Below are 14,431 nucleotides of genomic sequence, written 5' to 3'. Positions count from 1 at the left end.
CGTGTCCGCGGGGCTGCCGGGCTGTCTACGGACTGGGCAGGGACTTCGGCCGCCCAGAGAGCTGCGGGGCCGCTTCCCGAGGGAGGCTGCCCACGGGGCCGCGACGCCGTCCGGTTCCTGAGTCCGGCAGGGTCCGTACGGCAGGATGTGCGCCATGCCCAGCGCAGAGAAGACGCCCCCCACACGCGCTCACCCCTCCGCGAGTGAGCGTGAGCCGCAGCCCGCGCTCCCGTCCCAGCAGGACGAGGTCGCCGCCGCCGGCAGCGAGCTGATCGGCGGGCCCGTCGGCCGCAGAGCGCTCCTCCTGACGACCTGGTGGACGCCCGTGCGTGTCATCGCCCTGGTCGCCCTCGGCATGTTCGCCCTCGGCATGGTGCAGAAGGCGCCCTGCTACAATGGCGCCTGGTTCGTCGGCGCGAGCTCGCAGTACACCCACGCGTGCTACTCCGACATCCCCCACCTCTACCAGGGCCGCGGCTTCGCCGACGGACTCGTGCCGTACTTCGACAAGCTGCCCGGCGACATGCGGTACCTGGAGTACCCGGTGCTGACGGGGCTCTTCATGGAGGTGGCCGCCTGGCTGACGCCGGGCAGCGGCAGCCTCCAGCACCAGGAGAAGGTCTACTGGATGGTCAACGCGGGGATGCTGATGGTCTGCACGGCCGTCATCGCCGTCTGCGTGTCGCGCATCCACCGGCGCCGTCCCTGGGACGCCCTGCTGGTCGCCCTGGCCCCCGCCTTCGCCCTGACGGCCACCATCAACTGGGACCTGTTCGCCGTCGCCCTCACGGCCGCCGCGATGCTGATGTGGTCGCGCGGACGGGCGGTGGCCTTCGGCCTCCTCCTGGGGCTGGCGACGGCCGCCAAGCTCTACCCCGTCCTGCTCCTCGGACCGCTCCTCGTGCTGTGCTGGCGGGCGGGCAGATGGCGGGAGGCCGTGGCCGCGTTCGCCAGTACGGCCGCGGCCTGGCTGGTGGTGAACCTGCCGGTGATGCTGCTCGCACCGGACGGCTGGGCGAAGTTCTACAGCTTCAGCCGGGAGCGGGGCGTCGACTTCGGCTCGTTCTGGCTCATCCTGGCCCAGCGCATGGACGACCCGCCGACCACGGACACCGTGAACAAGCTGGCGATGGCCCTCATGCTGCTCGCCTGCCTCGGCGTCGCCGCGCTCGCCTTCACCGCGCCCCGGCGCCCACGCTTCGCCCAGCTCGCGTTCCTGGTCGTCGCCGCCTTCATCCTCACCAACAAGGTCTACTCGCCGCAGTACGTGCTGTGGCTCGTGCCGCTGGCCGCGCTGGCCCGGCCGCGCTGGCGTGACTTCCTCGTCTGGCAGGCGTGTGAAGTCGCGTACTTCCTGGGCATCTGGCTGTACCTCGCGTACACGACGAGCGGCGACGCCCACAGGGGCCTGCCGACCGAGGGCTACCAGGTGGCCATCGCCGTCCATCTGCTGGGGACGCTGTACCTGTGCGCTGTCGTCGTACGGGACATCCTCATGCCGGAGCGGGACGTGGTGCGGCGGACCGGGGAGGACGACCCCGGGGGCGGGGTTCTCGACGGGGCACCGGACGTGTTCGTCCTCGGCCCCGCCGCGGACTCCTCGCGGTACGGGGCACCTGACCACGGAGGGGCGTATGTGAAGTGGGGGTCCTCGGACGACCGTTCGCCCTGAGCGAACACGGCCCTGGGTCGGTGCGCTGCGGAGGCGGCGCGCCGTGGGGCCTGGGTGCCGAAGGCGGCAGGGAACGGCGAAGGGCCGGATGCGAGGGGTCTCGCGTCCGGCCCTTCGGCACAAATGGCGCCTGTGCTCAGTAGTCGACGATGCGGTCGAACTGCGTGGTGGTGTGGCGCAGGTGCGCCACCAGTTCCTCACCCACGTGCGGCTCCGGCGCGTCCGACGGCACGAAGAGGATCGACACCTGCATGTGCGGCGGCTCGGCGAACCAGCGCTGCTTGGCGCCCCAGACGAACGGCGACAGGTTGCGGTTGACCGTCGCGAGGCCCGCACGGGCGACGCCCTTGGCGCGCGGCATCATGCCGTGCAGCGCCTTCGGCGCCTCCAGGCCGACGCCGTGCGAGGTGCCGCCCGCGACGACGACCAGCCAGCCGTCGGACGCCGTCTTCTGCTGGCGGTAGCCGAAGCGGTCCCCCTTCGCGACGCGCGTGACGTCCAGGATGGCGCCCCGGTACTCGGTCGCGTGGTGGTCGCCCAGCCACAGGTGCGTGCCGATCCGCGCGCGGAAGCGGGTCTGCGGGAACTGCTGCTGCAGCCGGGCCAACTCGTCCGCCTTGAGGTGGCTGACGAACATGGTGTGCAGCGGCAGGCGCGCCGCGCGCAGGCGGTCCATCCACGCGACGACCTCGTCGACGGCGTCCGAGCCGTCGGGACGGTCGAGGGGCAGGTGGATCGCGAAGCCCTCCAGGCGCACGTCCTCGATCGCGGCGTGCAGGTGCGGCAGGTCCTGCTCGCTGACGCCGTGCCGCTTCATGGAGGACATGACCTCGATGACGACACGGGCGCCCACGAGCCCGTGCACGCCGTCCAGCGACGACACGGAGCGGATGACCCGGTCGGGCAGCGGTACGGGCTCCTCACCCCGCCGGAACGGCGTGAGGACCAGCAGGTCGCCGCTGAACCAGTCCTTGATCCGAGCGGCCTCGTACGTCGTGCCCACGGCGAGGATGTCCGCGCCGAACCGCGTGACCTCCTCCGCCAGGCGCTCGTGACCGAAGCCGTAGCCGTTGCCCTTGCAGACCGGGACGATGCCTGGGAACTGGTCAAGCACGTGCTTCTGGTGTGCCCGCCAGCGCGCGGTGTCGACATAGAGCGTGAGCGCCATGGCTGGTCCCGGAACCTTTCTCGTGACAGCGGTGTAACAGAGGTATGGAAGGAATTGAGACAGGAACTGCGTGCTCAGCGACGCGACATGTAGATGTCGAGCGCCTTGTGCAACAGCTTGTTCAGCGGGAAGTCCCACTCACCGACGTACTCGACGGCCTCGCCACCGGTGCCGACCTTGAACTGGATCAGGCCGAAGAGGTGGTCGGTCTCGTCCAGCGAGTCGGAGATGCCGCGCAGGTCGTAGACAGTGGCGCCGAGCGCGTAGGCGTCGCGCAGCATCCGCCACTGCATCGCGTTCGAGGGCCGGACCTCGCGGCCGATGTTGTCGGACGCCCCGTAGGAGTACCAGACGTGCCCGCCCACGACGAGCATCGTCGCCGCCGAAAGGTTCACGCCGTTGTGGCGCGCGAAGTAGAGCCGCATGCGGTTGGGGTCCTCGGAGTTGAGGGCCCGCCACTGCTGCTGGAAGTAGCTCAGCGGCCGCGGCCGGAACTTGTCGCGGATCGCCGTGATCTCGTACAGCCGCTGCCACTCGGGCAGGTCGTTGTAGCCGCCCTGGACGACCTCGACGCCGGCCTTCTCCGCCTTCTTGATGTTGCGGCGCCAGAGCTGGTTGAAGTTCTTGAGGACCTCGTCCAGCGAGCGGTTGGCCAGCGGGACCTGGAACACGTAGCGGGGCTGGACGTCACCGAAGCCGGCGCCGCCGTCCTCGCCCTGCTGCCAGCCCATGCGGCGCAGCTTGTCGGAGACCTCGAAGGCGCGCGGCTCGATGGTCGTGGGCTCGATGTCGCGCAGCCGCTTCACGTCCGGGTTCTGGATGCCCGCCTTGATCGCGGGGGCGTTCCAGCGGCGGATGACGACCGGCGGGCCCATCTTCACCGAGAAGGCGCCCTGCTTCTTCAGGTGCGCGAGCATCGGCTGGAGCCAGTCGTCCAGGTTCGGGGCGTACCAGTTGATGACCGGGCCCTCGGGGAGGTACGCGAGATAGCGCTTGACCTTGGGCAGTTGGCGGTAGAGCACCAGGCCCACGCCCACCAGGTGACCGGTCCGGTCGTCGAACCAGCCGAGGTTCTCCGAACGCCACTCACTCTTCACGTCTGCCCATGCGGGGACCTGGCAATGGCTCGCCGACGGCAGGCTCTGGATGTACGCCAGATGTTGCTCTCGGCTGATGGTCCTCAGGGTCAGGCTCATTCGCGGCGCTCCTCGGGCTGGTGTGTCCCCATGGGTACAGGGGCTCCGGCTCTAGCGCCGAAGCCTACTGCGCCCTGCGAGCGCGTCGTCTGGGCCTGTCGCACCTTCGCCCCTGGCCGGTGCCCGACCAGGGGTGGTGCGGACCGGTCAGCCGCCGGTCCGGGTCGTGCCGCGCGGCCCGGCCGCGGTCAGCCGGGGCCGCCGCCGGTCACCAGAGGCCGCCGAAGAGGCCGCCGTGTGCCATGCCCAGGAGGAAGCCGACCGCGCTGGCGCCGAGACCGACGATCAGGAAGAAGCGCTCCCGCGTCGTCACTGAGATGAACTGTCCGTACGCGCCGGTGCAGATCCCCACCAGGCCGGTCCAGGAACTCAGCAGGTGGAGGTGGTGGAACATCGCGGTCACGAAGGCGATGGCGCCGAGCACCAGCGTCACGCCGAGCAGTGTGTCCTGGAGCGGATGAGGTTTGCCGTCGGTGGCGAAGAGGGAACCGGCGGCGTCACGTCGCATTGTCTGTGCCATGGAGGCACCTCCTGCGGAGAGCAGCGCATCGTAGCGCCCTACACACCCGATGTGTACAGATTCTCCCCCTCCGCCGCCGGATTTCAACCGGAAGCCTCTGTGCGGGTACTCTGTACCGTCTGCACCGGTGTCTGCCCAGGCCAGTCCCCGACTGGTTCGGCCACAGGACACGCCTCCCCCTCTCGGAAGTCCGCTGACGTCCGCTCGGAGGACGCGATTGTCAGTGGCGGCCGATACCGTTGCGTACGCATCACGACCCTCCTGCCACGGAACGACCGTGGCCGCCGAGTCCAAAGGAGGTGGGTTCCACATGCGTCACTACGAGGTGATGGTCATCCTCGACCCCGATCTCGAGGAGCGCGCTGTCTCCCCGCTGATCGAGAACTTCCTCTCCGTCGTCCGTGAGGGCAACGGAAAGGTCGAGAAGGTCGACACCTGGGGCCGTCGTCGTCTCTCGTACGAGATCAAGAAGAAGCCCGAGGGCATCTACTCGGTCATCGACCTGCAGGCCGAGCCTGCGGTCGTCAAGGAGCTCGACCGCCAGATGAACCTGAACGAGTCGGTCCTCCGGACCAAGGTCCTCCGTCCCGAGACCCACTGAGCCCCGGCTCAGATCCGCTGAGCCCTCGGGCTCGGCGGCACTCGGGATCCGAGTAGCAGCACCAGCAGCCAGCAGCAAACCCGCCGAGAGGTTCCCCCAATGGCAGGCGAGACCGTCATCACGGTCGTCGGCAATCTTGTCGACGACCCCGAGCTGCGCTTCACCCCGTCCGGTGCGGCGGTCGCGAAGTTCCGCGTCGCGTCCACCCCCCGCACCTTCGACCGGCAGACCAACGAGTGGAAGGACGGCGACAGCCTGTTCCTGACCTGCTCGGTCTGGCGTCAGGCGGCGGAGAACGTCGCCGAGTCGCTCCAGCGAGGCATGCGCGTCATCGTGCAGGGCCGGCTGAAGCAGCGGTCCTACGAGGACCGTGAGGGCATCAAGCGCACGGTCTACGAGCTCGACGTCGAAGAGGTCGGTGCCAGCCTGAAGAGCGCCACGGCCAAGGTCACCAAGACCTCGGGCCGCGGTGGCCAGGGTGGATACGGCGGCGGTGGCGGCGGCCAGCAGGGCGGCGGCTGGGGCGGTGGCTCCGGCGGTGGCCAGCAGGGCGGCGGCGGTGCTCCCGCCGACGACCCGTGGGCGACCGGCGCGCCGGCCGGCGGCGGCCAGCAGGGCGGCGGCGGTGGCGGCGGCTGGGGCGGAAGCTCCGGCGGCTCCGGCGGCGGCTACTCGGACGAACCCCCCTTCTAAGCCCGGGCCATCCACGGCCACGGGAGCGAGAAGGCGGGTCGTACCCCCACTTCTTGATCACACAGGAGAATCACCATGGCGAAGCCGCCTGTGCGCAAGCCGAAGAAGAAGGTCTGCGCTTTCTGCAAGGACAAGGTCACGTACGTGGACTACAAGGACACGAACATGCTGCGGAAGTTCATTTCCGACCGCGGCAAGATCCGTGCCCGCCGCGTGACCGGCAACTGCACCCAGCACCAGCGTGACGTCGCCACGGCTGTGAAGAACAGCCGTGAGATGGCGCTGCTGCCCTACACGTCCACCGCGCGCTAAGGGAAGGGTGACCGACAGATGAAGATCATCCTCACCCACGAGGTCTCCGGCCTCGGTGGCGCCGGCGACGTCGTGGACGTCAAGGACGGTTACGCTCGCAACTACCTGATCCCGCGGAACTTCGCGATCCGTTGGACCAAGGGTGGCGAGAAGGACGTCGAGCAGATCCGTCGTGCTCGCAAGATCCACGAGATCGCGACCATCGAGCAGGCCAACGAGATCAAGGCCCAGCTCGAGGGCGTCAAGGTCCGCCTGGCCGTCCGCTCCGGCGACGCCGGTCGTCTCTTCGGTTCCGTCACCCCGGCTGACATCGCTTCGGCGATCCAGGCCGCCGGTGGCCCGAAGGTCGACAAGCGCCGTGTCGAGCTGGGCGCGCCGATCAAGACGCTGGGCGCCCACGCGACGTCCGTGCGTCTGCACCCCGAGGTTGCCGCGAAGGTCAACGTCGAGGTCGTCGCTGCCTAAGCGCTGCGTTCGCAGGACCGTGTGAAGGGGCCGCACCCGCTGGGTGCGGCCCCTTTGCCGTGCAGCTGCCGTACAGCGGGCCCTTCCGCCGTGCGGGAGCCTGCTTGCTGTGCAGGGGCCGCCTCGCTGTGTGCTGCTCGGCTTGGTTGTGCTCTGCTCGCTTCGGTGGGGGTGTTCTCGGGCCGGGGGCCTGTTTCACGTGAAACATCAGGAACAGTGCCTGCCTCAGCGTGTGGCTCCCGTGACGATCCAGCGGCCCGAGCGGGAGCGCAGCCACAGGGTGATCAGGCGCACGGTCATCATGAGCGTCATGGCCACCCACAGGGCGGTCAGCGCACCGCCGAGCGTGGGAACGAGCAGGGCGGCGGGTGCGAAGACCGCGAGGGTGACGAGCATCGCCCAGGCCAGGTACGGTCCGTCCCCCGCGCCCATCAGGACGCCGTCCAGTACGTAGACGATGCCGCAGATCGGCTGGGCGAGGGCTATCACGATCAGGGCGGGCAGCGCCGCGTCCTGGACGGTGGCGTCGCTGGTGAAGAGCGGGACGAACACCGGCCGGGCCGCGACGACCAGCAGCCCGAGGACGATGCCCGAGACGAATCCCCACTGGACCATGCGGCGGCAGGCGTCGCGGGCACCCTGTGGATCGTCGGCTCCCAGGTAGCGGCCGATGATGGCCTGCCCGGCGATCGCGATGGCGTCGAGGGCGAACGACAGCAGACTCCACAGGGACAGCACGATCTGGTGTGCCGCTATGTCGGCGTCGCCGAGCCGGGCGGCCACGGCGGTGGCGATGATGGTGATCGCCTTGAGGGAGAGCGTGCGTGCCAGAAGCGGAACGCCCGCCTGCGCGCAGGCTCGGATCCCGGCGACGTCCGGGCGCAGGGAAGCGCCGTGGCGCCGGGCTCCGCGCACGACCACGGTGAGATAGACGACGGCCATGGCGCACTGGGCGAGGACGGTGCCCCAGGCGGAACCGGCGATGCCGAGGTCGAATCCGTAGACGAGGAGCACGTTGAGCAGGCCGTTGGCGATGAAGCCGCCCACCGCGACGTACAGCGGGGTCTTGGTGTCCTGGAGGCCGCGCAGCACACCGGTGGCGGCGAGGACGACGAGCATCGCGGGGATGCCGAGGACGGAGATCCTCAGGTAGGTGACCGCCTGCGGTGCGGCCGCGTCCGAGGCGCCGAAGAGGTCCACGAGCGCGGGGGCGGTGGGCAGGGCGGCGGCGATGACGGCAGCGCCGAGCAGCAGCGCGAGCCAGATCCCGTCCATGCCCTGCCGGATGGCGGCGGGAAGGTCGCCGGCGCCGACACGGCGGGCCACGGCGGCCGTGGTGGCGTACGCGAGGAAGACGAAGACGCTGACGGCGGTTGTCAGAAGGGCCGAGGCGATGCCGAGACCGGCGAGCTGTGCGGTGCCGAGGTGGCCGACGATGGCGCTGTCGGCCATGACGAAGAGGGGTTCGGCCACGAGGGCGCCGAAGGCGGGGACGGCGAGTGCGACGATCTCTCGGTCGTGTCGTCGCCGGACGGCCTCGGGTGCCGCGGGAGCCTGTGTCATGAGCACCAATCTAATCTTCCACAGGTAAGAGATGCAATTGCCCTAGGACCCTTACTTCGTCTGGGGCCGGGCGGCGGATCGGGCGTCGTTCGACAGGTTCTTGGGCCGACTGGGGAAGTTTTTCTTCTGCACAGCCGGTGGACGGGAAACCCGCAGGTCAGAGCGGGCACGAAAAGTGCCTTGAGGGCTTGTTCACAGGCCTGTCCACCGGGCCGTGCACAGGTTTCCCGGGGTTCTCCACAGCATCGGGCCGTTCATCCACACCGCCTGTGGATAACCAGATTGGCTGACGGTGCCCGCGGGCCTACCGTTGTGCGGCGCCCGCCTCGTCCTGCCACCACGGAAACCACGCAAATCCGACGCGTCAGAACCGGAGCCGGGCCCCCTTATTTGTCAGTGTCGTGCCTTAGGAAAGAGGGCACGGCGAGGTCCGCGCGGCGGACGGGAGGAGGCGGCCCGGTGAGCATCTCCGAGCCCTTGGACGACCCGTGGGCCGACAGCGGACCGGGGGATCGGCTGCCCGTGTCCCGCCCGCGCCGTGACGGCGACCGCGGCCGCGAGGAGCAGCACGAGCGCGGCTGGGACGGCGGCGGCCCCTCCTTCGAGCGCGTACCGCCGCAGGACCTGGACGCGGAGCAGTCCGTGCTCGGCGGCATGCTGCTGTCGAAGGACGCCATCGCGGACGTCGTCGAGGTGCTCAAGGGCCACGACTTCTACCGCCCCGCCCACGAGACGATCTACACCGCGATCCTCGACCTGTACGCCAAGGGCGAGCCCGCCGACCCGATCACGGTCGCCGCCGAGCTCACCAAGCGCGGCGAGATCACCAAGGTCGGCGGACCCTCGTATCTGCACTCGCTGGTCCAGACGGTGCCGACTGCGGCCAACGCCGAGTACTACGCGGAGATCGTGCACGAGCGCGCGGTCCTGCGCCGCCTGGTCGAGGCGGGCACGCGCATCACGCAGATGGGATACGCGGCGGACGGCGACGTCGACGAGATCGTCAACAGCGCCCAGGCCGAGATCTACGCCGTCACCGAGCAGCGCACCAGCGAGGACTACCTGCCCCTCGGCGACATCATGGAGGGCGCCCTCGACGAGATCGAGGCGATCGGCTCGCGCAGCGGCGAGATGACCGGTGTGCCCACGGGTTTCACGGACTTCGACTCCCTCACCAACGGTCTGCACCCCGGCCAGATGATCGTCATCGCGGCCCGTCCCGCCATGGGTAAGTCCACGCTGGCCCTCGACTTCGCCCGGGCCGCGTCGATCAAGAACAATCTGCCGAGCGTCATCTTCTCGCTCGAGATGGGCCGCAACGAGATCGCGATGCGCCTCCTCTCGGCCGAGGCGCGCGTGGCCCTGCACCACATGCGCTCCGGCACGATGACGGACGAGGACTGGACGCGGCTGGCTCGCCGCATGCCCGAGGTGTCGGCCGCCCCGCTGTACATCGACGACTCCCCGAACCTGTCGATGATGGAGATCCGGGCGAAGTGCCGCCGCCTGAAGCAGCGCAACGACCTGCGGCTCGTGGTCATCGACTACCTCCAGCTCATGCAGTCCGGCGGTTCCAAGCGCGCCGAGAGCCGGCAGCAGGAGGTCTCGGACATGTCGCGAAACCTGAAGCTCCTGGCCAAGGAGCTGGAGATCCCGGTCATCGCGCTCTCCCAGCTCAACCGAGGTCCCGAGCAGCGCACGGACAAGAAGCCGATGGTGTCCGACCTGCGTGAGTCGGGCTCCATCGAGCAGGACGCGGACATGGTGATCCTGCTGCACCGCGAGGACGCGTACGAGAAGGAGTCGCCGCGCGCGGGCGAGGCGGATCTGATCGTGGCCAAGCACCGTAACGGTCCGACGGCCACGATCACGGTCGCCTTCCAGGGCCACTACTCCCGGTTCGTGGACATGGCGCAGACGTGATCTGCTCGCCGCCGCCCTCGCCGTACGGCCGTCCGGCCGGGGTGTCGTGGCGGCGGTGCCAGCCGGTGCCGGTGCTGCGGCCCGGTGTGGCGGTGCTGGCGTGGTCGCGTCACGCGACGGCGGTGCCCTCCAGTTCGACCATCTGACCGGGGATCGCCAGTCGCGTCACCCCGAGCATCGTGGTGGCCGGTGCCACTCCGGCGGCGCCCAACCGGGCCGCCAGGACGCCGTAGTGCTGGAAAAGCAGGTCGACGTCGGTCGTGTAGACGTTGAGCCGGACGAGGTGGGCGAGCGACATGTCGGCCTCGTCCAGCACGGCCGCCAGGTTGTCGAGACTCAGCGCCAGTTGTGCCGCCATGTCACCGTCGTGCTGGGGCTTGCCGTCGCCGTCCATCGCCGTCTGGCCCGAGGTGTACAGGGTCCGGGTGTGCCCGGAGACGAGCTCGCCCTGGTTGAAGCCCATCTCCGCCGACCATGCCACCGGGTTGACCGCTGTTCGTTTCATCGCCACGCCAGCTCCGTTCGCTTCAGAGGGAGTACGCCGGCCACCGGCTCCGCGGCCCGTGACGTCGACGTCGTGGCGACGAGCCTCGCAACGAAACGTGACATCTCCCGTCACGTATATCGCTAGAGTTTTCGCATGCGCGCCGACCGTTTGGTCTCGCTGGTGCTGCTGCTGCGTCAGCGCGGTCGGCTGACCGCGGACACGCTGGCCCGCGAGCTGGAGGTGTCCACCCGCACCGTGCTCCGTGACATCGAGGCACTGTCCGCGGCGGGTGTCCCGGTCTACGCCGAACGCGGCCGCTACGGCGGGTTCGCGTTGGCGCCCGGCTTCCGTACCGAGCTCACCGGCCTGAACCACGACGAGGCCCTCGCCCTGCTGACGGCCGGATCGGGCCGCGGTGAGCAGGTCTTCGGCCTCGGCTCGGCGCTCACGTCGGCCATGCGCAAGGTGCTCGACGCGCTGCCCGAGCGCCACCGGGCCACCGCGAGCGACGCGGCGCAGCGCTTCCTCGTCGAACCGGAGACCGACCTGCTGGCACGGCGGCTGGTCACTGAGCAGGTCCCCGACGCCACCATGATCACGGTCCGGCGCGCGGTGCTCACCGGGCACAAGCTGCGTATCCACTACGCGGCCACCGGCCAGACAGCGCGGTGGCGCACGGTGGACCCGATCGGTCTGGTCACTGTTCGCGATCGGGCCTACTTGCTGGCGAGCAGGTCCGGCGAGGACCGCACCTACCGCCTCTCGCGGGTGCTGGCCGCCGAAGAGCTCGCCGAGAAGTCCCAGCGACCGTCCCGGGTCGACCTGGACCGGATCTGGCGGGAACGCTCCGCACGGTTCCTCTCCGGCGGCGACCACGTCACCGTGCTGCTCCGGGTGGCCCCGGAGCGGCGGGAGGAACTGCTGGACACCGCGCTGGCCGTGCGCGCGGAGGAGCCCGACGCGGACGGCCGGCTGCGGCTGGAGGTGACCTTCCAGGACGCGCGACATGCCGAATGGGCGCTGTGGCAGCTCGGCACGGACGCGGAGGCGCTGTCCCCGCAGTCGCTGCGTACCGCCCTGCGGGACCGTGCCGCCGCGCTCGTCACCCGTTACGAGGACTCGCCCTGAGGCAGAGGGCTACGAGGGGTCGCTTCGAGGCCGGGCATGACGAAGGCTGGGAGTGTTTCACGTGAAACATGGCGCAGCCGTGGCGAGAACCGGCCCTGTGACGTGTGGCATGGAAGGAAGGAAGCCGTGTACAGCAGGAATTGACTCGACGCTGTGCTTCCGCCCGTATGAACTTGCTCCATGACGAATGAAGAGCTGCTCCCCTCCACGCGCCGGGCCCTGCTGCACCGGATCGCGACCGCCCAGACGGAAGGGCGTGCCCCGTCCCTGGTCGCTGCCGTCGTCCGCGGGGGTGAGCTGGTGTGGACAGGCGCGCGTACGTCCGTCGACGGCCACGCGCCGGACGAGAACGTGCAGTACCGCATCGGGTCGATCACCAAGACGTTCACCGCCGTCCTGGTGATGCGCCTGCGCGACGAGGGGCTCCTCGATCTGTCCGACCCGCTGGAAAAGCACCTTCCGGGCACCGGCGTCGGCGAGATCACGATCGCCGACCTCCTCGCTCACCGGGGCGGCCTCGCGGCCGAGACGCCTGGACAGTGGTGGGAGCGCAGCCCTGCGTCACTGCGGCCGGAGCTGCGTGACGTACTGGGCGAGGAGCCTCTCAAGCATCCGGCCGGGCGCCGCTTCCACTACTCGAACCCGGGTTACACGGTGCTCGGTTCGCTCATCGAGGCGCTGCGCGGTGCCCCGTGGGAGGACGTCCTGCGCCGGGAGGTTCTGGAACCGCTCGGCCTGCGCCGTACGAGCGGGCAGCCGGTGGCTCCCCACGCGGGTGGTTGGGCGGTGCACCCGTGGGCCGACGTGTTGCTGCCGGAGCCCATGGAGGATCTGGGACTGATGGCCCCGGCCGGACAACTGTGGTCGACGACGGCGGACCTGGCGCGCTTCGCCGTGTTCCTGATGCGAGGTGACGACCGTGTGCTCGGTGCGGAATCGGTCCGTGAGATGAAGATGCCCGCGGCCGTCGCGGAGTTCGGGGACGCGGAGCAGACGTACGGGTTCGGCCTCGGCATGGTGCGGTACGACGGCGGTGCGCTCGTGGGCCACACCGGCTCGCTCCCCGGCTTCCTCGCCAGTCTGTGGACCTGTGAGGAGGAGGACATCGCGACGGTCGTCCTGGCCAACTGCACCTCGGGACCGGCGGTGGCCACCGTGGCGGCCGAGCTCGTGCGGATCGTGGCAGAGGCGGAGCCGCGTATCCCGGAGCCGTGGCGGCCTCTGCCCGACGTGGACCCGTCGCTGCTGGAGCTGGCCGGCCCTTGGTACTGGGGGACGAGCGTGCAGGCGCTGCGTCTGGCGGCGGGGGGCGAGGTCCGGCTGGGCCCCCTCGCGGGCGGTGGCCGTGGCTCACGCTTCCGGCCGAACGGGGACGGGACGTGGACAGGGCTCGACGGCTACTACGCCGGGGAGCGGCTGCGTGCCGTCCGTAGGGCCGACGGCACGGTGAGCCACCTGGACCTCGGGTCATTCGTCTTCACGCGCGAGCCGTATGACAAGAACGCCCCGGTGCCGGGCGGGGTGGACCCCGAGGGCTGGCGAGGCCTCGCCTGAGCAGGGCATGGGCCAGGCCGTTCTGTTTCACGTGAAACGTTGAGCAGAACGGCCTGGCCTTGGCTCAGGGCCCGTACGAGCCGGTGCCGAGCCGCTTCAGAGCTGTCGCTTGAAGCCCACGTGGGATGCCGTGAAGCCCAGGCGCTCGTAGAAGCGGTGCGCGTCGGTGCGGCTGGCATCCGACGTGAGCTGCACCAACTGGCAGCCGAGCCGCCGTGATTCCTCGACGGCCCACTCGATGAGCTGGGTGCCGAGGCCGCTGCCGCGTTCGTCGGCGTGCACCCGTACGGCTTCGATGATGGAGCGTGTGGCGCCCTTCCGGGACAGCCCGGGGATGACCGTGAGCTGAAGCGTGCCGACCACGCGGCCTTCGCGGACGGCGACGGTCAGGTGCTGGTTCGGATCCTCGGCCAACCGCTCGAACGCGGGGCCGTACGGGCTGAGGTCGTCCGGTGACTCGCGGTGCGCGCCCAGCGGATCGTCCGCGAGCATGGCCACGATCGCGGGGATGTCGTCGGCGACGGCCGGGCGTATTTCAAGATCTCCCATGGCCGCAGCCTACGGGAGCCCTCTGTCCGGACGGTGTGGAGAGACTCGTGCCCGCCCGGGGTGGTCTACGGCCTACGCGGGTGCGCGCACCGCTTCCACGGCCCGGACCAGCGGGGCGAGCTCAGGGTTCTTCGCGGCTTCGTCCAGGGCCTCGCGCAGGGCGGCGTCATTGGTGGGCCGGGCCTCGGCGAGGAGCTTGGCGCCGCTTTCGCTGACGTTCGTGTAGATGCCGCGCCGGTCGGTCGGGCACAGGTAGCGCGAGAGCAGACCGCGCTCCTCAAGGCGGGTCACCAGGCGCGTGGTGGCGCTCTGGCTGAGGACGACGGCGTCGGCGACCTGCTTCATCTGCAGGTGCCCGCCTTCGCCGTCGTGCTGGCGGCTGAGGACGTCGAGAAGGCTGTACTCCCGCACGCTCAGACCGTGCTTGGCCTGCAGGGCCCGCTCGACATGGGACTCGATCCTCCCGTGGAGCAGGGAGAGCGCGCACCAGCCCTGGGCGAGCGCGGTGAGTGCGGGGTCGGTCGCCGTCATACCTGTTCCTCCGTCTTCCTGCGTCCCGGAGCTGCTGCGTCCAGGATAGTCCACCACTGCAATATCCAG

The 14,431-nt window shown here is 69.8% G+C and carries 15 protein-coding genes; 8 read left to right on the top strand and 7 right to left on the bottom strand.

The features are described 5' to 3' along the window. Positions 1–154: 154 nt before the first annotated feature. The gene (locus tag QK440_RS02525; RefSeq protein WP_282791248.1) at positions 155–1,672 is read left to right on the top strand and encodes a glycosyltransferase 87 family protein; all 1,518 of its coding nucleotides are present in this window, start codon (positions 155–157) and stop codon (positions 1,670–1,672) included. A 136-nt stretch (positions 1,673–1,808) separates the two neighbouring features. Here QK440_RS02525 and QK440_RS02520 read toward each other — a convergent pair whose 3' ends face one another. The 3 genes from QK440_RS02520 to QK440_RS02510 form a co-directional block, all read right to left on the bottom strand. After that, positions 1,809–2,840 carry an alanine racemase gene (locus QK440_RS02520; RefSeq protein ID WP_282791247.1) on the bottom strand — a complete coding sequence of 344 codons (1,032 nt, stop codon included), beginning with the start codon at positions 2,838–2,840 and terminating at the stop codon, positions 1,809–1,811. A gap of 74 nt (positions 2,841–2,914) precedes the next feature. After that, positions 2,915–4,036, bottom strand: a complete 1,122-nt coding sequence (locus QK440_RS02515; RefSeq protein WP_190134572.1) for a peptidoglycan bridge formation glycyltransferase FemA/FemB family protein — start codon at positions 4,034–4,036, stop codon at positions 2,915–2,917. A gap of 208 nt (positions 4,037–4,244) precedes the next feature. Then, positions 4,245–4,556: a hypothetical protein gene (locus QK440_RS02510; RefSeq protein ID WP_190134571.1), complete on the bottom strand. Its 312-nt coding sequence runs from the start codon at positions 4,554–4,556 to the stop codon at positions 4,245–4,247. 310 nt (positions 4,557–4,866) lie between these two features. Between QK440_RS02510 and rpsF the strand changes: the two genes are divergently transcribed. The 4 genes from rpsF (at position 4,867) to rplI (ending at position 6,627) form a co-directional block, all read left to right on the top strand. Further along, the gene (gene rpsF / locus QK440_RS02505) at positions 4,867–5,157 is read left to right on the top strand and encodes a 30S ribosomal protein S6 (RefSeq protein WP_006604399.1); all 291 of its coding nucleotides are present in this window, start codon (positions 4,867–4,869) and stop codon (positions 5,155–5,157) included. A gap of 99 nt (positions 5,158–5,256) precedes the next feature. Next, on the top strand, positions 5,257–5,850 hold the full coding sequence (locus tag QK440_RS02500) for a single-stranded DNA-binding protein (protein ID WP_282791246.1): 594 nt from the start codon (positions 5,257–5,259) through the stop codon (positions 5,848–5,850). Positions 5,851–5,925: 75 nt separating this feature from the next. After that, positions 5,926–6,162, top strand: a complete 237-nt coding sequence (gene rpsR, locus QK440_RS02495) for a 30S ribosomal protein S18 (protein ID WP_003949403.1) — start codon at positions 5,926–5,928, stop codon at positions 6,160–6,162. A gap of 18 nt (positions 6,163–6,180) precedes the next feature. Next, entirely contained in the window at positions 6,181–6,627 is a 447-nt protein-coding gene (gene rplI, locus QK440_RS02490) for a 50S ribosomal protein L9 (protein WP_282791245.1), read from the top strand. A gap of 225 nt (positions 6,628–6,852) precedes the next feature. Here rplI and QK440_RS02485 read toward each other — a convergent pair whose 3' ends face one another. After that, a complete protein-coding gene (locus QK440_RS02485) occupies positions 6,853–8,190 on the bottom strand; it encodes an MATE family efflux transporter (protein WP_282791244.1) in 1,338 nt (445 codons plus the stop codon). Between the two features lie 459 nt (positions 8,191–8,649). On the opposite strand from QK440_RS02485, the gene dnaB reads away from it, so the two are divergent. Further along, entirely contained in the window at positions 8,650–10,113 is a 1,464-nt protein-coding gene (gene dnaB / locus QK440_RS02480) for a replicative DNA helicase (RefSeq protein WP_190134567.1), read from the top strand. 109 nt (positions 10,114–10,222) lie between these two features. Here the strand turns inward: dnaB and QK440_RS02475 are convergent, their stop codons facing one another. Then, a complete protein-coding gene (locus tag QK440_RS02475; RefSeq protein ID WP_282791243.1) occupies positions 10,223–10,618 on the bottom strand; it encodes a RidA family protein in 396 nt (131 codons plus the stop codon). Positions 10,619–10,753: 135 nt separating this feature from the next. Between QK440_RS02475 and QK440_RS02470 the strand changes: the two genes are divergently transcribed. Beyond that, positions 10,754–11,728, top strand: coding sequence for a WYL domain-containing protein (locus QK440_RS02470; protein ID WP_282791242.1), 975 nt, complete (start codon positions 10,754–10,756; stop codon positions 11,726–11,728). A gap of 180 nt (positions 11,729–11,908) precedes the next feature. Then, positions 11,909–13,282 (top strand): serine hydrolase domain-containing protein, encoded by a 1,374-nt coding sequence (locus tag QK440_RS02465; protein ID WP_282791241.1) that lies wholly within the window; start codon positions 11,909–11,911, stop codon positions 13,280–13,282. 96 nt (positions 13,283–13,378) lie between these two features. Here the strand turns inward: QK440_RS02465 and QK440_RS02460 are convergent, their stop codons facing one another. Together QK440_RS02460 and QK440_RS02455 are read right to left on the bottom strand one after the other, a co-directional pair. Then, positions 13,379–13,831 (bottom strand): GNAT family N-acetyltransferase, encoded by a 453-nt coding sequence (locus tag QK440_RS02460; RefSeq protein WP_282791240.1) that lies wholly within the window; start codon positions 13,829–13,831, stop codon positions 13,379–13,381. A 72-nt stretch (positions 13,832–13,903) separates the two neighbouring features. Then, positions 13,904–14,362, bottom strand: a complete 459-nt coding sequence (locus tag QK440_RS02455; RefSeq protein WP_282791239.1) for a MarR family transcriptional regulator — start codon at positions 14,360–14,362, stop codon at positions 13,904–13,906. Positions 14,363–14,431: the final 69 nt, after the last annotated feature.

Origin of the sequence: Streptomyces sp. CC224B, from assembly GCF_030010595.1 — a bacterium.
GTDB classification, from domain to species: domain Bacteria; phylum Actinomycetota; class Actinomycetes; order Streptomycetales; family Streptomycetaceae; genus Streptomyces; species Streptomyces longispororuber.
This window is presented reverse-complemented; position numbering and strand designations above follow the sequence as displayed.